The organism is Citrobacter sp. Cb080, from assembly GCF_030334745.1.
Lineage (GTDB): Bacteria > Pseudomonadota > Gammaproteobacteria > Enterobacterales > Enterobacteriaceae > Citrobacter > Citrobacter braakii.
This window is the reverse complement of the sequence record NZ_JAOWDG010000078.1, coordinates 1-17,247: the sequence shown is the minus strand read 5'-3', so window position 1 is coordinate 17,247 and position 17,247 is coordinate 1. Positions and strand designations below refer to the sequence as shown.

Genomic DNA, 17,247 nt, shown 5'->3' with positions numbered 1-17,247 from the left:
GTGTAACGTATACTACGGCCTTATTAATTCATCATCTATGACAGAGGAACATGTATGGGTGGTATCAGTATTTGGCAGTTGTTGATCATTGCCGTCATCGTTGTACTGCTATTTGGCACCAAGAAACTCGGCTCCATCGGTTCCGATCTTGGCGCGTCGATTAAAGGCTTCAAAAAAGCAATGGGTGATGATGAGCCAAAGCAAGATAAAACCAGCCAGGACGCTGATTTTACTGCTAAATCCATTACCGATAAGCAGGGCGAAGTGAAAAAAGAAGACGCCAAAAGCCAAGATAAAGAGCAGGTATAATCCGTGTTTGATATCGGTTTTAGCGAACTGTTATTGGTGTTCGTGATCGGCCTCATCGTCCTGGGGCCGCAACGATTACCTGTAGCGGTAAAAACGGTTGCTGGCTGGGTTCGTGCTTTGCGTTCCCTGGCAACTACTGTTCAGAATGAACTGACCCAGGAGCTTAAGCTTCAGGAGTTTCAGGACAGCCTGAAGAAAGTAGAGAAAGCGAGCCTGACAAATCTGACCCCGGAGTTGAAAGCCTCAATGGATGAGCTGCGTGAAGCGGCAGAGTCGATGAAGCGTTCTTACAGTGTGCACGATCCTGAGAAAGAGAGCGATGAAGCGCACACTATCCATAATCCGGTGGTGAAAGAAGCTGAAGCGCAGCGAGAAGGGGTCACCCCTGCTGCCGCTGAAAACCAGGCCAGTTCGCCGGAGCAAAAACCGGAATCCACGGGTGCTAAAACGCCAGAGCCAACGGAAAACACTTCCGCTACGTTAATGGATGCAGAAAAGAAAGCTGTCGCACCTGTTGCCGAATCCTCCCCCTCGTCGAGTGATAAACCGTAAACATGGCTGTAGAAGATACCCAACCGCTCATCACGCATCTTATTGAGCTGCGTAAGCGACTCCTGAACTGCATCATTGCGGTAATCGTGATCTTTCTGGCGTTGGTTTACTTTGCCAACGACATTTACCATATGGTCGCGGCGCCGTTGATTAAACAGATGCCGCAGGGTGCAACGATGATCGCCACCGATGTGGCTTCGCCGTTCTTTACCCCAATCAAGTTGACCTTCATGGTATCGCTGATCCTGTCAGCGCCAGTGATCCTCTACCAGGTGTGGGCATTTATTGCGCCAGCGTTATATAAACATGAACGCCGTCTGGTTGTTCCGCTGCTGGTCTCCAGTTCGTTGTTGTTCTACATCGGCATGGCATTCGCCTATTTTGTTGTCTTCCCGTTGGCGTTTGGTTTTCTGGCCAACACGGCTCCGCAAGGCGTGCAGGTATCAACGGACATTGCCAGCTATCTCAGCTTTGTAATGGCACTATTTATGGCTTTCGGTGTCTCTTTTGAGGTGCCTGTCGCCATCGTGCTGCTATGCTGGATGGGCATTACGACGCCAGATGATTTACGCAAAAAACGTCCTTATGTTGTGGTGGGAGCCTTTGTTGTTGGGATGCTACTGACCCCGCCAGATGTCTTCTCGCAAACGTTGTTGGCGATACCGATGTACTGCCTGTTCGAGGTGGGTGTTTTCTTCTCTCGTTTCTATGTCGGTAAGCGACGTACGAGAGATGAGGACAACGAGGCTGAAGAAGCAAAAGAAGCCGAAGCCACCGAGAAAACTGAAGAATAAATTCAACCGCCCGTCAGGGCGGTTGTCATATGGGAGGAAGCATGTTTGATATTGGCGTTAATTTAACCAGTTCACAATTTGCGAAAGACCGGGATGAGGTCGTGGCGCGCGCCTTTGCTGCGGGCGTAAACGGTATGCTTCTGACCGGCACAAACCTTCACGAAAGCCAGCAGGCGTTAAAGCTGGCGCAGCATTATCCGCATTGCTGGTCCACGGCTGGTGTGCACCCGCATGACAGCAGCCAATGGCAATCCTCAACGGAAGACGAGATTATCACGCTGGCAAACCAGTCGAAGGTAGTCGCTATTGGTGAGTGCGGCCTGGATTTCAATCGCAATTTCTCCACGCCGCAGGAGCAGGAACGTGCTTTTGAAGCGCAACTGCGCATTGCTGCTGAACTGCAGATGCCGATTTTCATGCATTGTCGGGATGCGCATGCGCGTTTTCTGACGTTGCTGGAGCCGTGGCTGGACAGCCTCCCAGGCGCGGTGCTGCACTGTTTCACTGGTTCGCGCCAGGAGATGCAGGACTGCGTGGACCGAGGGCTTTATATTGGTATCACCGGGTGGGTCTGTGATGAACGCCGGGGGATGGAACTGCGGGAGCTGCTGCCGTTTATTCCGGTGGAAAGACTGCTGATAGAAACCGATGCACCTTATCTACTCCCTCGCGACTTAACGCCTAAACCGACGTCACGTCGCAATGAACCGGCGCACCTGCCGCATATTCTTGAGCGAATTGCTCACTGGCGTGGGGAAGATCCTCAATGGCTGTCAGCAACCATTGATGCCAACGTCAGAACGCTGTTCGAAGTGACCTTCTAAACGGCTTATATCTTTCGAAAACCGGTATTTTTCACGCTCTGCTTAATCTCTTTATTCAAGAGGTTAAGCAGCAGCATGGAACGCGCTTCGCCATCCGGTTCGGTGAAGATCGCTTTCAGTCCCTCAAACGCCCCTTCAGTAATAATCACGCTGTCCCCTGGCTGAGGGGTTTGCGGGTCAACAATACCTTCAGGCTTGTAGATAGAAAGCTGGTGAATAACGGGGGATGGGACGGTCGCAGGCGTCGCTCCAAAACGAACGAAATGGCTGACACCACGCGTGGCGTTGATCGTGGTGGTGTGGATCACTTCCGGGTCGAACTCGACAAACATGTAATTAGGGAATAGTGGTTCACTGACTGTGGTACGTTTACCGCGCACCATTTTTTCCAGGGTGATCATAGGCGTCAGGCAGTTCACCGCCTGTCTTTCCAGGTGTTCCTGGGCTCGCTGAAGTTGCCCACGTTTGCAGTACAGTAAATACCAGGATTGCATAATAACTCTTATTCGCTTGTTCTGAGCGCTAGCATAGCAAAAGCCATGAGTTAAGTTAATTATACCCGCCTCAAAGCAGGCTGAAACCCAACGGGTATATACTCCCAGGGCTTATATGTATCGCCAGAGTTCACGCTAATTTAACAAAAATACAGCATCACAATGATGAACGCCGTATAATGAAGCGCTTACGAAGAGGCCACAATGGACGCCATGAAATATCACGATTTACGCGACTTCCTGACGCTGCTTGAACAGCAGGGCGAGCTCAAACGCATTTCGCTTGAGGTGGATCCCCACCTGGAAATTACTGAAATTGCCGATCGCACTCTGCGTGCTGGCGGGCCTGCGTTACTGTTTGAGAATCCTAAAGGCTATTCCATGCCGGTGCTGTGTAACCTGTTTGGCACACCGAAGCGTGTTGCGATGGGGATGGGGCAGGAAGATGTCTCGGCACTACGGGAAGTCGGTAAACTGTTGGCGTTTTTGAAAGAGCCGGAGCCACCTAAAGGATTCCGCGATCTGTTTGATAAGCTGCCGCAGTTTAAGCAGGTGCTGAACATGCCGACTAAGCGGTTGCGCGGTGCGCCTTGTCAGCAAAAAATCTACTCCGGTGATGACGTCGATTTAAACCGTATTCCGATTATGACCTGTTGGCCGGAAGATGCCGCACCGCTGATTACCTGGGGGCTAACCGTAACGCGTGGTCCGCATAAAGAGCGGCAGAATCTGGGTATTTATCGCCAGCAGCTGATTGGCAAAAACAAGCTCATTATGCGCTGGCTGTCCCACCGCGGCGGCGCACTCGATTACCAGGAGTGGTGTGCGGCGCATCCTGGCGAACGCTTCCCGGTTTCGGTGGCGTTGGGGGCAGATCCTGCGACCATTCTGGGGGCCGTGACGCCCGTCCCTGATACATTATCCGAGTACGCATTTGCCGGGCTGTTACGTGGCACCAAGACCGAAGTGGTCAAATGTATTTCCAACGATCTGGAAGTGCCCGCCAGTGCTGAAATCGTGCTGGAAGGGTATATCGAACCGGGTGAGCTGGCCCCGGAAGGGCCGTATGGCGATCATACCGGCTACTACAACGAAGTAGATAGCTTTCCGGTCTTTACCGTCACGCACATTACCCAGCGTGAAGAGGCGATTTATCACTCTACTTATACCGGACGTCCGCCTGATGAGCCCGCGGTGCTTGGTGTGGCGCTGAACGAAGTTTTCGTTCCTATTCTGCAAAAGCAGTTCCCGGAAATCGTCGATTTTTACCTGCCTCCGGAAGGCTGTTCATATCGTCTGGCCGTGGTGACGATGAAAAAACAGTACGCTGGTCATGCCAAACGCGTCATGATGGGTGTTTGGTCGTTTTTACGCCAGTTTATGTACACCAAATTTGTTATTGTCTGCGATGATGATGTCAATGCACGCGACTGGAATGATGTGATTTGGGCAATTACTACCCGTATGGACCCGGCTCGGGATACGGTACTGGTAGAGAATACGCCAATTGATTACCTGGACTTTGCCTCGCCGGTTTCCGGCCTGGGTTCAAAAATGGGGCTGGATGCCACAAATAAATGGCCGGGCGAAACCCAACGCGAATGGGGACGCCCGATTAAAAAAGATCCTGAAGTAACTGCGCGTATTGACGCAATTTGGGATGAACTGGCCATCTTTAATGACGGCAAAAGCGCCTGAGGCGCGATCGTTTTGCCTATTGATCCGACAGAGAGAGCGCATGACAACCTTAAGCTGTAAAGTGACCTCGGTAGAAGCTATCACTGATACCGTATATCGCGTTCGTTTAGTGCCAGACGCGGCGTTTTCCTTTCGTGCTGGCCAGTATTTAATGGTCGTGATGGACGAAAGGGATAAGCGTCCGTTCTCCATGGCATCCACGCCGGACGAGCAAGGATTCATTGAGCTGCACGTTGGCGCCTCTGAGCTAAATCTTTATGCCATGGCTGTGATGGACCGCATTCTGAAAGACCGGGAAATCAAGGTCGACATTCCGCATGGCGAAGCCTGGCTGCGTGATGAAGACGAGCGCCCGCTGATCCTGATTGCCGGTGGTACAGGGTTCTCTTACGTGCGTTCCATTCTGCTTACTGCGCTGGCACGTAATCCAAACCGCGATATCACCATTTACTGGGGTGGGCGTGAAGAGAAGCATCTCTATGATCTCTCCGAACTGGAAGCGTTGTCTGTTAATCACCCGAATCTGCGCGTTGAGCCAGTGGTGGAACAGCCAGAAGACGGCTGGCGTGGTCGTACGGGAACCGTGTTAACGGCGGTATTGCAGGATTACGGTACCCTGGCGGAGCACGATATCTACATTGCCGGTCGTTTTGAAATGGCCAAAATCGCGCGCGATCTGTTCTGTAATGAACGCAGTGCGCGTGAAGATCGCCTGTTTGGCGACGCTTTCGCGTTCATTTAAGCGCTGTGCGCCGGAGCCCTTCCGGCGCATCCATCAATCATCTGTCTTCCAACTAGCAGGGCGCAGGCCCGGCGTCATTGCCTCTCTTTCTCATCATAATTATTTTTTAGTAAACATAATATGTCCGTCACTCAAACATAAATTGAGTTTTTGTGACAGCTCTCCATGTGTTTAGTAAACAAAATAGGCAAGCTAAACCGCATCACATTGTGAGATGCAAATGAGGAAAAACCATGAGGCTCGGACTGGATATCGGCGGGACTAAAATCGAAGCGGTGGTGATTGATAACGCGGGTGAAATTGTTTACCGAGAACGATGTGCGACACCAAAGCAGCGTTACGGTGATTTTTTCCAGGCCGTGACGGAGATGATAGCCAGGGCTATGCAGGCCATTAATCAGCCTTTATCGGTTGGTGTCGGGGTGCCAGGTGCGGTGGATAGCGAAGGTTTGATTAAGAATTCCAACATTCTGGTGCTGAATCAGCAGGCCTTTGCGCAAGATCTCGAGCGTGCATTAGGAATGCCAGTGCCCGTTACCAATGATGCCAACTGCTTTACCCTGTCAGAAGCGATGGACGGTAGTGGGCGTGGGCATAGCGTGGTATTTGGCGTGATCCTCGGTACCGGATGCGGCGGTGGTCTGTGCATCGAGAACCGGTTGATCTCCGGCCCTAACGCCTGTGCCGGAGAGTGGGGGCATAATGCCTTGCCGCGCTACCACGGATCTCGGGACGGGGCTGAAGTGACATGCTATTGCGGACAGTTGAACTGTATTGAGAGCTTTATTTCGGGGAGTGGCCTGGAGCGCCAGTATATGAATCACACCGCGCAACATATGGGTGTGCCACAAATTATGCAACGGGTAGCATCAGGTGATGCAGACGCCTGTTTGTTGTGGGAACGCTATTGCGATCAACTGGCTCGCGCGTTGGCGAGTGTGGTGAATATGCTCGATCCCGATGTTATCGTGCTGGGGGGCGGGGTATCCAATATCGATTTACTGTACTCAGGCTTACAGGCGCGAGTGGCGCAGTACGTGTTTGGTAAACAGTGTCGCACACCGATCGTTCAGGCCCGCCACGGCGACAGCAGCGGCGTACGCGGCGCAGCCTGGCTGGGGGCGCAACAAGCCACAGTAAATCCATGAGACTGAAATGACGAAACCGGTACGTATCAGAGACATTGCCGACGCTTGTGGCGTCTCGGTTGGCGCTGTTTCCCGCGCGCTAAAAGGGCAACCGGGGCTGCGTGAAGAGACCCGGCAGCGCATTATTTCAGTGGCGCAGCAGCAGGGTTATGATTTTTCACGCCTGCGCGCAGATAAAATCAAACGTGTCCTGTTTTTACTGCATCGCCAGCACAATATCAGCCGGGCTTTACCGTTTTATTCTCAACTGCTGCTGGGGATAGAAGATCTGTGTCGCGAAAAGGGGGTTGCGCTGAGCTTTCTCTCTATAGGTCCAGGCGATGCAGTAAGTGAGCAGGTAATGCTGCACCAGCCTGATGCGCTGATCTGCGCGGGATTTTTTGAACCTGAGTTGCTTGGGCTGCTACAACAGATGAAATTGCCGCTGGTGCTGGTGGATCTCTGGGCGCCAGGACTGCCTTGCGTGAATCCTGACAATACTCTGGGCGGCTATCTGGCTACGCAACATCTGATTGCACAAGGCCGCAGCCGCATTGCTTTTCTTGCCAGTACGCTCGCGCACTACAGCATCCGTCAGCGTGAAAAGGGCTACCGTCAGGCATTGTATGAAGCCCGTTTGCTAATGCCGCCAGAGTACGATGTCGTTGCGCCGCCGCTGCTGGATACCGAGCAATCTCTGGTGGATGCGGTTAATGAGCTACTCAGACTGCCAGAGCCGCCCGATGCCATTTTTGCCTATAACGACGCGGCAGCGATGGTTGTTCAGCAGGTGTGTGCGCAGCAGGGTATACGTATCCCGGAAGATCTTGCGCTGGTGGGGTTTGATGATATCGATGCTGCGGCCTGGTCACATCCGCCGCTGACTACCATTGCGGTTGATAAAAAACAGCTGGGGCGTGAAGCGCTGCGTTTACTGCTGGAAGAAAATCAGGAAGAGAATCTGCTGCTGCCGGTGCAGTTAGTGGTGCGTGGTAGTTCAGGGAAATAAAAAACCCGCCCCTGACAGGCGGGAAGAACGGCAACTAAACTTTCTCTCTTCGCCATTGGCACCATAACTGTGTTGGCTTCGCTCATTCACCCGAATCACTTACTATACGTAAGCTCATCGGGATTCATTCGCTTGCCACCTTGTTCTGGCACCAATGGCTTTGAGATAACATTTCGTAGGCCGGGCAAGCGAAGCGCCCCCGGCATGCTTTGATTAAACTCGCTCAAATACCGTTGCGATACCCTGACCTAACCCGATACACATCGTCGCCAGACCAAACTGCACGTCTTTGCGTTCCATCAGGTTGAGTAGGGTGGTGCTGATACGCGCCCCAGAACAGCCCAGCGGGTGACCCAAGGCGATCGCCCCGCCGTTGAGGTTGATCTTCTCATCGATCTGCTCCATTAGCCCCAGATCTTTAATACACGGCAGGATCTGAGCGGCAAAGGCTTCGTTCATCTCAAACAAGCCGATGTCGCTGGTGGAGAGTCCCGCTTTTTTCAGCGCCAGCTTTGAGGCCGGAACCGGGCCGTAACCCATGATTGACGGATCGCAGCCGACAACAGCCATCGAACGAATACGGGCACGCGGCGTCAGACCCAGTTGACGGGCGCGGCTTTCGCTCATTACCAGCATCGCCGCTGCGCCGTCGGAGAGCGCAGAAGAGGTACCGGCAGTCACCGTTCCGTTCACCGGATCGAACGCCGGGCGCAGGGTGGAGAGCGCTTCAACGGTCGTTTCCGGACGGATAACCTCATCGTAGTTAAACTGCTTCAGCACGCCGTCGGCATCATGACCGCCGGTCGGGATGATTTCGTTTTTAAAAGCGCCAGACTGTGTTGCAGCCCAGGCGCGAGCGTGTGAACGTGCGGCGAAAGCGTCCTGCATTTCACGGCTGATGCCGTGCATGCGGGAGAGCATTTCCGCGGTCAGGCCCATCATCCCGGCGGCTTTCGCCACGTTGCGGCTCATACCCGGGTGGAAATCAACGCCGTGGCTCATTGGCACATGGCCCATATGCTCAACGCCGCCAATCAGGCACGCCTGAGCATCACCAGTCATGATCATGCGTGCCGCATCGTGCAGCGCCTGCATGGACGAACCGCACAGGCGATTGACCGTGACGGCCGGAACGGAGTGCGGAACTTCCGCTAGCAGCGCGGCATTACGGGCGATATTGAAACCCTGCTCCAGCGTTTGTTGCACACAGCCCCAGTAAATGTCATCAAGCGCGGTTGGCTCCAGCGCCGGATTACGCGCCAGCAGGCTACGCATTAAATGTGCAGAGAGATCTTCTGCCCGCACGTTCCGAAACGCGCCCCCTTTCGAACGGCCCATCGGGGTACGGATCGCATCAACAATTACAACCTGTTCCATTGTGACTCCTTAAGCCGTTTTCAGGCAGCCAACCGGGCGGGCTGGCTCAACCTGGGGATAATACGGTTCGTTATGGCGCGCTTTATCACGCAGACCGGCCGGAACTTCATACAGCGGACCAAGGTGCTGATACTGCTGAGCCATATCGAGATACTTCGCGCTGCCGAGCGTATCCAGCCAGCGGAACGCACCGCCATGGAACGGAGGGAAGCCCAGACCGTATACCAGCGCCATATCGGCTTCTGCCGGGCTGGCGATAATGCCTTCTTCCAGGCAACGCACTACTTCGTTGACCATAGGGATCATCATGCGGGCGATAATCTCTTCATCGCTGAAGTCGCGTTTCGGCTGGCTGACCTCTGCCAGCAGATCGTCAACGGTGGCATCTTCTTCTTTCTTCGGCTTGCCCTTGTTGTCTTCTTTATAACGCCAGAATCCGAGACCGTTTTTCTGCCCGAAACGGTTAGCATCAAACAGGGCGTCTATCGCATCGCGATAATCTTTCTGCATACGCTGAGGGAAGCCTGCGGACATCACCGCCTGCGCGTGGTGCGCGGTATCAATACCTACCACGTCCAGCAGATAAGCCGGGCCCATCGGCCAACCAAACTGTTTTTCCATCACTTTGTCGACTTTGCGGAAATCCGCCCCGTCGCGCAGCAGCTGACTGAAACCGGCAAAATAGGGAAACAGCACGCGGTTAACGAAGAAACCAGGGCAGTCATTAACCACAATCGGCGTTTTGCCCATCTGGCTTGCCCAGGCGACAACCTTAGCGATGGTTTCATCCGAGCTTTTCTCGCCGCGAATAATCTCAACCAGCGGCATACGGTGCACCGGGTTAAAGAAGTGCATCCCACAGAAGTTTTCCGGACGCTTAAGCGCGCTGGCCAGTTCGTTGATTGGGATGGTGGAAGTATTCGAAGCCAGTACGGTGTCCGGGCGAACCTGATCTTCGGTTTCCGCCAGTACCGCTTTTTTCACTTTTGGGTTTTCTACGACCGCTTCAACTACCACGTCCACGCGTTCGAAACCGCTATAGTCGAGGGTGGGGTGAATGGTGGAAATAACGCCCGCCATTTTCAGACCGTCAATTTTGCCGCGCTCCAGCTGTTTGTTCAGTAGCTTGGCCGCTTCGGTCATACCCAGCGTTAATGATTTGTCGTTGATTTCTTTCATGACAACCGGCACGCCTTTCCAGGCCGACTGGTAAGCGATGCCGCCGCCCATAATGCCTGCGCCCAGCACAGCCGCTTGCTTTGGCGCTTCAACATTTTTGGTGAGCTTTTTGGCTTTGGCTTTCACGAACTGATCGTTAAGGAAAATTCCAACCAGTGCGCGGGCTTCATTGGTGTGCGCGAGTGGAACAAAGCTTTTATTTTCCAGATTCAGCGCTTCTTCACGACCAAAACGGGCCGCTGCTTCAATGGTTTTTACCGCGGTAATCGGTGCGGGATAATGCTTACCTGCCGTCTGCGCCACCATACCTTTGGCGATGGTAAAGCTCATTGCCGCTTCAATTTTACTGAGTTTCAACGGCTCCAGCTTCGGCTGACGTTTGGCTTTCCAGTCGAGGTCGCCGTTAATCGCCTGACGTAATACCGCGATCGCGCCATCAAGCAGTTTGTCTTGCTTCACTACGCCATCGACCAGACCGATTTTTAGCGCCTGCTCAGCACCCACATCTTTACCCGCAGCAATAATTTCCAGCGCGCTGTCCGCACCCAGCATACGTGGCATACGCACGGAGCCGCCAAAGCCTGGCATAATGCCCAGCTTGGTTTCCGGCAGGCCGATGCGCAGGTCCGGCGTAGCCAGACGATAATCGGTCGCCAGGACACACTCACAGCCGCCGCCCAGCGCATAGCCGTTAACCGCTGAGAGAGTCGGAACAGGCAGATCTTCCAGGCGATTAAACACGCTGTTGGCAAAATGCAGCCACTGGCTCAGTTGCTCTTCAGGCACGAGGAACAGTGAAAGGAATTCGGTGATGTCGGCACCAACAATAAAGGCTGCTTTGTTAGAACGCAGCAGCAGCCCTTTTAAATTCGGTTGTTTTTCCAGCACGTCAAGCACATGGCCCAGGCTGGCAACGGTGGCCGTGTCGAGTTTATTGACTGAGCCTGGGGCATCGAATACCAGTTCGGCGATGCCATCTTCCAGCCAGTCGAGGTACAGGGTGTCGCCTTTGTAAAGCATGTCAGTCTCCTGAATCCGCAAGGTGATCTGGTCATACCAGATGAATCGAAGTGTGTGTTTTATGTTAATAAAATGCAAATGAATGATTAAAGAAATGACGATTTGATCACGCTCGGCAGAAATCACGCACTCACAAAACGATGTGCTAAGATGCGGACACTTGAGGTCAAAAAAATAGAAGGATAGAAAATGGAATCACTGGCCGCACTCTATAAAAATCATATCGTTACCCTACAAGAACGGACGCGCGACGCGCTGGAGCGCTTCAAGCTGGATGCGTTACTTATTCACTCAGGAGAACTTGTTAACGTCTTTCTCGACGATCATCCCTATCCGTTTAAGGTCAATCCGCAATTCAAAGCCTGGGTGCCTGTAACGCAGGTTCCTAACTGCTGGTTGCTGGTGGATGGCGTGAATAAGCCGAAATTGTGGTTCTACCTGCCGGTCGATTACTGGCACAACGTTGAGCCGCTGCCGACCTCTTTCTGGACGGAAGAAATTGAGATCATCGCGCTGCCAAAAGCTGATGGTATCGGTAGCCAACTGCCTGCTGCTCGCGGCAATATCGGTTACATCGGTCCGGTTCCGGAACGCGCGCTGCAGCTGGACATCGCGGCCAGTAATATCAACCCGAAAGGGGTTATTGACTACCTGCATTATTATCGTGCTTACAAAACAGATTACGAACTGGCCTGTATGCGCGAAGCACAGAAAATGGCGGTGAATGGACACCGTGCCGCGGAAGAAGCGTTCCGTTCCGGGATGAGCGAGTTTGACATCAACCTCGCTTACCTGACTGCTACCGGTCATCGCGACACCGACGTGCCGTACAGCAACATCGTGGCGCTTAACGAGCATGCTTCGGTTCTGCATTACACCAGGCTGGATCATCAGGCTCCGTCTGAAATCCGCAGTTTCCTGCTGGACGCCGGTGCGGAATACAACGGCTATGCAGCAGACCTGACGCGTACGTGGTCGGCGAAAAGCGACAACGACTATGCGCATCTGGTGAAGGATGTGAATGACGAGCAACTGGCGCTGATTGCCACTATGAAAGCGGGCACCAGCTACGTGGATTATCACATTCAGTTCCATCAGCGCATCGCGAAGCTGCTGCGTAAGCATCAAATCATCACCGATATGAGTGAAGAGGCGATGGTGGAAAACGATCTTACCGGGCCGTTTATGCCGCATGGTATTGGTCACCCGCTGGGCCTGCAGGTACACGATGTCGCTGGCTTTATGCAAGATGACAGCGGTACGCATCTGGCCGCGCCGTCGAAGTATCCTTACCTGCGTTGCACCCGCGTTCTGCAACCGGGCATGGTCCTGACCATCGAACCGGGCATCTACTTCATTGAATCGCTGCTGGCGCCGTGGCGTGAAGGGCAGTTCAGCAAACACTTCAACTGGCAGAAAATTGAAGCCCTGAAACCGTTCGGCGGTATTCGTATTGAAGATAACGTGGTGGTCCACGAGAACAATATCGAAAACATGACACGGGATTTAAAACTGGCGTAATGGACAGTTGGTTAATCCCTGCGGCGCCGGTAAGTGTCGTTGAAGAGATCAAAAAAAGCCGCTTCATTACGCTGCTCGCCCATACGGACGGCGTAGAAGCGGCGAAAGCGTTTGTTGAGTCAGTCAAAATGGAACACCCGGACGCCCGCCACCATTGTGTGGCGTGGGTGGCGGGCGCGCCCAATGACTCGCAGCAGCTGGGATTTTCAGACGATGGCGAACCGGCTGGTACGGCAGGCAAACCGATGCTCGCGCAGCTGATGGGGAGTGGCATCGGTGAGATTACCGCGGTGGTGGTGCGCTACTACGGCGGTATCCTTCTGGGTACGGGGGGGCTAGTGAAAGCCTACGGTGGCGGCGTGAATCAGGCGTTGCGTCAGTTAACGACGCAGCGCAAGACGCCATTAACCGAATATACTTTGCAGTGTGAGTACGGTCAGCTGGCAGGCATTGAAGCTTTGCTGGGGCAGTTTGACGGTAAAGTTGTTGCCAGTGATTACCAGGCTTTTGTTCGGCTCAGGGTGGCGCTTCCTTATGCCAAAGTGGATGAATTTTCGGCAAAACTGGCGGATTTTAGTCGTGGTTCATTGCAATTGTTAGCGATTGAAGAATAATCCCCACCTCATTTTAAAGAACTAAGGAAGCGGCAGAGATGCATTTTCGCGCCATCACCCGAATCGTTGGACTACTGGTCATCTTATTCTCGGGGATAATGATTATCCCCGGACTGGTAGCGCTCATCTACCGCGATGGGGCAGGGCGTGCGTTTACCCAAACTTTCTTCGTTGCTCTGGCGATCGGCTCCATGCTGTGGTGGCCAAACCGTAAAGAGAAGGGCGAGCTGAAATCGCGCGAAGGGTTTCTGATTGTCGTTTTGTTCTGGACCGTGCTGGGTAGCGTGGGTGCGCTACCGTTCATCTTTGCGGAAAGCCCTAACCTCACGATAACCGACGCTTTTTTTGAATCCTTCTCCGGATTAACCACCACGGGGGCGACAACGCTGGTGGGGCTGGATTCATTGCCACACGCTATCCTCTTTTATCGACAGATGCTGCAATGGTTCGGCGGGATGGGGATCATCGTGCTGGCGGTGGCTATTCTGCCTATTCTTGGCGTCGGTGGGATGCAGCTCTACCGCGCAGAAATGCCGGGCCCGCTGAAAGATAACAAAATGCGTCCGCGTATTGCCGAAACGGCGAAAACGCTGTGGCTTATCTATGTATTACTGACGGTGGCGTGTGCGCTGGCGCTATGGTTTGCCGGGATGCCCGCGTTTGACGCTATTGGGCACAGCTTTGCTACGATAGCCATCGGCGGCTTTTCCACACACGATGCCAGCGTGGGGTATTTCGACAGTCCCACGATTAACACCATTATTGCTATCTTCTTGCTGATCTCCGGTTGTAACTATGGTCTGCACTTCTCTTTACTCAGCGGTCGCAGCCTGAAGGTCTACTGGCGCGATCCAGAATTCCGCATGTTCATTGGGGTGCAGCTGACGCTGGTGGCTGTCTGTACGCTGGTGCTGTGGATACACAATACCTACGGTTCGGCACTCACGACCATCAACCAGGCTTTTTTTCAGGTGGTATCGATGGCGACGACCGCCGGATTTACTACGGACAGTATTGCCCGCTGGCCGCTGTTCCTGCCGGTGCTGTTGCTATGTTCTGCTTTTATTGGTGGCTGTGCCGGGTCGACGGGCGGTGGCTTGAAGGTGATTCGAATCCTGTTGCTGTTTAAGCAGGGTAACCGCGAATTGAAACGACTGGTCCACCCGAATGCGGTTTACAGTATCAAGCTGGGTAACCGTGCTTTGCCGGAGCGAATCCTTGAAGCTGTGTGGGGGTTCTTCTCTGCCTATGCACTGGTCTTTATTATCAGTATGCTGGCGATTATTGCGACCGGTGTTGATGACTTCTCCGCGTTTGCCTCTGTTGTGGCGACGCTGAATAACCTGGGGCCAGGGCTGGGGGTTGTTGCCGACAACTTTGCCAGTATGAACCCCGTGGCGAAGTGGATCCTGATTGCCAATATGCTGTTTGGTCGTCTGGAGGTCTTTACCCTGCTGGTACTCTTTACCCCTACCTTCTGGCGTGAATAATGGAGTAACACGTGAAAACACTGATTCTTTTTTCTTCCCGGGACGGACAAACGCGTGAAATCGCCGAGTATCTGGCTTCTGAACTCAAAGAGCTGGGCGTTTGGGCGGATGTCGTTAATTTGCATCGTACCGCGGAGCCTGACTGGCAAAATTATGACAGCGTGGTGATTGGCGCCTCCATTCGCTATGGTCATTACCATGCAGCTTTTCAGGAGTTTGTGAAAAAGCATGCCACGCGGTTGAACGCGATGCCGAGTGCCTTCTACTCCGTAAACCTGGTTGCCCGTAAACCGGAGAAACGCACGCCGCAAACTAACAGCTATGCGCGTAAGTTCCTGATGAGTTCGCCGTGGCGGCCTGATCGCAGTGCGGTTATTGCTGGCGCTTTGCTGTATCCACGCTATCGCTGGTATGACCGCGTAATGATCCAACTGATAATGAAGATGTCAGGCGGTGAAACAGATACCAATAAAGAAGTGGTGTATACCGATTGGGAACAGGTCGCGGATTTCGCGCGGGAAATCGCCCAATTAACCCACAAAACGTTGTCAAAATAAGCACAAAGAATAAAAAACACGCACTCGGAAAGTTATTTTAAATTTCCCCTTGTCAGCCTGAAATAACTCCCTATAATGCGCCTCCACTGACACGGAACAACGGATTACAAACCGCCGGGTCAGCGGAGAAAAGCGAAAATAAACGCTTGACTCTGTAGCGGGATGGCGTAATATGCACACCCCGCGCCGCTGAGAAAAAGCGAAGCGGCACTGCTCTTTAACAATTTATCAGACAATCTGTGTGGGCACTCGAAGATACGGATTCTTAACGTCGCAAGACGAAAAATGAATACCAAGTCTCTGAGTGAACACGTAATTCATTACGAAGTTTAATTCACGAGCATCAAACTTAAATTGAAGAGTTTGATCATGGCTCAGATTGAACGCTGGCGGCAGGCCTAACACATGCAAGTCGAACGGTAGCACAGAGGAGCTTGCTCCTTGGGTGACGAGTGGCGGACGGGTGAGTAATGTCTGGGAAACTGCCCGATGGAGGGGGATAACTACTGGAAACGGTAGCTAATACCGCATAACGTCGCAAGACCAAAGAGGGGGACCTTCGGGCCTCTTGCCATCGGATGTGCCCAGATGGGATTAGCTAGTAGGTGGGGTAACGGCTCACCTAGGCGACGATCCCTAGCTGGTCTGAGAGGATGACCAGCCACACTGGAACTGAGACACGGTCCAGACTCCTACGGGAGGCAGCAGTGGGGAATATTGCACAATGGGCGCAAGCCTGATGCAGCCATGCCGCGTGTATGAAGAAGGCCTTCGGGTTGTAAAGTACTTTCAGCGAGGAGGAAGGTGTTGTGGTTAATAACCGCAGCAATTGACGTTACTCGCAGAAGAAGCACCGGCTAACTCCGTGCCAGCAGCCGCGGTAATACGGAGGGTGCAAGCGTTAATCGGAATTACTGGGCGTAAAGCGCACGCAGGCGGTCTGTCAAGTCGGATGTGAAATCCCCGGGCTCAACCTGGGAACTGCATCCGAAACTGGCAGGCTAGAGTCTTGTAGAGGGGGGTAGAATTCCAGGTGTAGCGGTGAAATGCGTAGAGATCTGGAGGAATACCGGTGGCGAAGGCGGCCCCCTGGACAAAGACTGACGCTCAGGTGCGAAAGCGTGGGGAGCAAACAGGATTAGATACCCTGGTAGTCCACGCCGTAAACGATGTCGACTTGGAGGTTGTGCCCTTGAGGCGTGGCTTCCGGAGCTAACGCGTTAAGTCGACCGCCTGGGGAGTACGGCCGCAAGGTTAAAACTCAAATGAATTGACGGGGGCCCGCACAAGCGGTGGAGCATGTGGTTTAATTCGATGCAACGCGAAGAACCTTACCTACTCTTGACATCCAGAGAAGTTTGCAGAGATGCGAACGTGCCTTCGGGAACTCTGAGACAGGTGCTGCATGGCTGTCGTCAGCTCGTGTTGTGAAATGTTGGGTTAAGTCCCGCAACGAGCGCAACCCTTATCCTTTGTTGCCAGCGATTCGGTCGGGAACTCAAAGGAGACTGCCAGTGATAAACTGGAGGAAGGTGGGGATGACGTCAAGTCATCATGGCCCTTACGAGTAGGGCTACACACGTGCTACAATGGCATATACAAAGAGAAGCGACCTCGCGAGAGCAAGCGGACCTCATAAAGTATGTCGTAGTCCGGATTGGAGTCTGCAACTCGACTCCATGAAGTCGGAATCGCTAGTAATCGTGGATCAGAATGCCACGGTGAATACGTTCCCGGGCCTTGTACACACCGCCCGTCACACCATGGGAGTGGGTTGCAAAAGAAGTAGGTAGCTTAACCTTCGGGAGGGCGCTTACCACTTTGTGATTCATGACTGGGGTGAAGTCGTAACAAGGTAACCGTAGGGGAACCTGCGGTTGGATCACCTCCTTACCTTAAAGAAACGTTCTTTGTAGTGCTCACACAGATTGTCTGATGAA

15 protein-coding genes and 1 rRNA gene are annotated in these 17,247 nt (G+C 53.2%); 13 read left to right on the top strand and 3 right to left on the bottom strand.

What is annotated here, in order from left to right:
• Window positions 1–54 precede the first annotated feature (54 nt).
• From tatA to tatD, 4 genes are read left to right on the top strand one after another with little or no spacing between them, the layout of a single operon-like run.
• The gene (gene tatA, locus OGV38_RS17265) at window positions 55–309 is read left to right on the top strand and encodes a Sec-independent protein translocase subunit TatA (protein ID WP_003017888.1); all 255 of its coding nucleotides are present in this window, start codon (window positions 55–57) and stop codon (window positions 307–309) included.
• Between the two features lie 3 nt (window positions 310–312).
• Window positions 313–861: a Sec-independent protein translocase protein TatB gene (tatB, locus tag OGV38_RS17260; RefSeq protein ID WP_016155141.1), complete on the top strand. Its 549-nt coding sequence runs from the start codon at window positions 313–315 to the stop codon at window positions 859–861.
• 2 nt (window positions 862–863) lie between these two features.
• Window positions 864–1,655: a Sec-independent protein translocase subunit TatC gene (gene tatC, locus OGV38_RS17255; protein ID WP_016155142.1), complete on the top strand. Its 792-nt coding sequence runs from the start codon at window positions 864–866 to the stop codon at window positions 1,653–1,655.
• Between the two features lie 41 nt (window positions 1,656–1,696).
• Entirely contained in the window at window positions 1,697–2,479 is a 783-nt protein-coding gene (tatD, locus tag OGV38_RS17250; RefSeq protein ID WP_049269820.1) for a 3'-5' ssDNA/RNA exonuclease TatD, read from the top strand.
• Window positions 2,480–2,484: 5 nt separating this feature from the next.
• Here tatD and rfaH read toward each other — a convergent pair whose 3' ends face one another.
• Entirely contained in the window at window positions 2,485–2,973 is a 489-nt protein-coding gene (gene rfaH / locus OGV38_RS17245) for a transcription/translation regulatory transformer protein RfaH (RefSeq protein WP_047358740.1), read from the bottom strand.
• Between the two features lie 204 nt (window positions 2,974–3,177).
• On the opposite strand from rfaH, the gene ubiD reads away from it, so the two are divergent.
• The 4 genes from ubiD to OGV38_RS17225 all read left to right on the top strand — a co-directional run bounded on the left by ubiD (window position 3,178) and on the right by OGV38_RS17225 (window position 7,549).
• Window positions 3,178–4,671: a 4-hydroxy-3-polyprenylbenzoate decarboxylase gene (gene ubiD / locus OGV38_RS17240; protein WP_016155145.1), complete on the top strand. Its 1,494-nt coding sequence runs from the start codon at window positions 3,178–3,180 to the stop codon at window positions 4,669–4,671.
• 40 nt (window positions 4,672–4,711) lie between these two features.
• Window positions 4,712–5,413 (top strand): NAD(P)H-flavin reductase, encoded by a 702-nt coding sequence (fre, locus tag OGV38_RS17235; protein ID WP_003828903.1) that lies wholly within the window; start codon window positions 4,712–4,714, stop codon window positions 5,411–5,413.
• Between the two features lie 233 nt (window positions 5,414–5,646).
• Window positions 5,647–6,561, top strand: a complete 915-nt coding sequence (locus tag OGV38_RS17230) for an ROK family protein (protein ID WP_019078422.1) — start codon at window positions 5,647–5,649, stop codon at window positions 6,559–6,561.
• Window positions 6,562–6,568: 7 nt separating this feature from the next.
• Window positions 6,569–7,549: a LacI family DNA-binding transcriptional regulator gene (locus tag OGV38_RS17225; protein WP_016155147.1), complete on the top strand. Its 981-nt coding sequence runs from the start codon at window positions 6,569–6,571 to the stop codon at window positions 7,547–7,549.
• Between the two features lie 213 nt (window positions 7,550–7,762).
• Here OGV38_RS17225 and fadA read toward each other — a convergent pair whose 3' ends face one another.
• Both fadA and fadB read right to left on the bottom strand, forming a co-directional pair.
• A complete protein-coding gene (fadA, locus tag OGV38_RS17220; protein ID WP_016155148.1) occupies window positions 7,763–8,926 on the bottom strand; it encodes an acetyl-CoA C-acyltransferase FadA in 1,164 nt (387 codons plus the stop codon).
• 9 nt (window positions 8,927–8,935) lie between these two features.
• Entirely contained in the window at window positions 8,936–11,125 is a 2,190-nt protein-coding gene (gene fadB / locus OGV38_RS17215; protein ID WP_286474177.1) for a fatty acid oxidation complex subunit alpha FadB, read from the bottom strand.
• Window positions 11,126–11,314: 189 nt separating this feature from the next.
• Between fadB and pepQ the strand changes: the two genes are divergently transcribed.
• The 5 genes from pepQ to OGV38_RS17190 all read left to right on the top strand — a co-directional run bounded on the left by pepQ (window position 11,315) and on the right by OGV38_RS17190 (window position 17,200).
• A complete protein-coding gene (pepQ, locus tag OGV38_RS17210; protein WP_016155150.1) occupies window positions 11,315–12,646 on the top strand; it encodes a Xaa-Pro dipeptidase in 1,332 nt (443 codons plus the stop codon).
• Window positions 12,646–13,260 carry an IMPACT family protein gene (locus tag OGV38_RS17205; RefSeq protein ID WP_047499555.1) on the top strand — a complete coding sequence of 205 codons (615 nt, stop codon included), beginning with the start codon at window positions 12,646–12,648 and terminating at the stop codon, window positions 13,258–13,260. Before pepQ ends, OGV38_RS17205 begins: the two co-directional genes overlap by 1 nt.
• A gap of 38 nt (window positions 13,261–13,298) precedes the next feature.
• Window positions 13,299–14,750 (top strand): Trk system potassium transporter TrkH, encoded by a 1,452-nt coding sequence (trkH, locus tag OGV38_RS17200; RefSeq protein WP_286474174.1) that lies wholly within the window; start codon window positions 13,299–13,301, stop codon window positions 14,748–14,750.
• An 11-nt stretch (window positions 14,751–14,761) separates the two neighbouring features.
• A complete protein-coding gene (gene hemG / locus OGV38_RS17195; protein ID WP_016155152.1) occupies window positions 14,762–15,307 on the top strand; it encodes a menaquinone-dependent protoporphyrinogen IX dehydrogenase in 546 nt (181 codons plus the stop codon).
• Window positions 15,308–15,658: 351 nt separating this feature from the next.
• Window positions 15,659–17,200: ribosomal RNA gene (locus OGV38_RS17190) — 16S ribosomal RNA — on the top strand.
• Window positions 17,201–17,247: the final 47 nt, after the last annotated feature.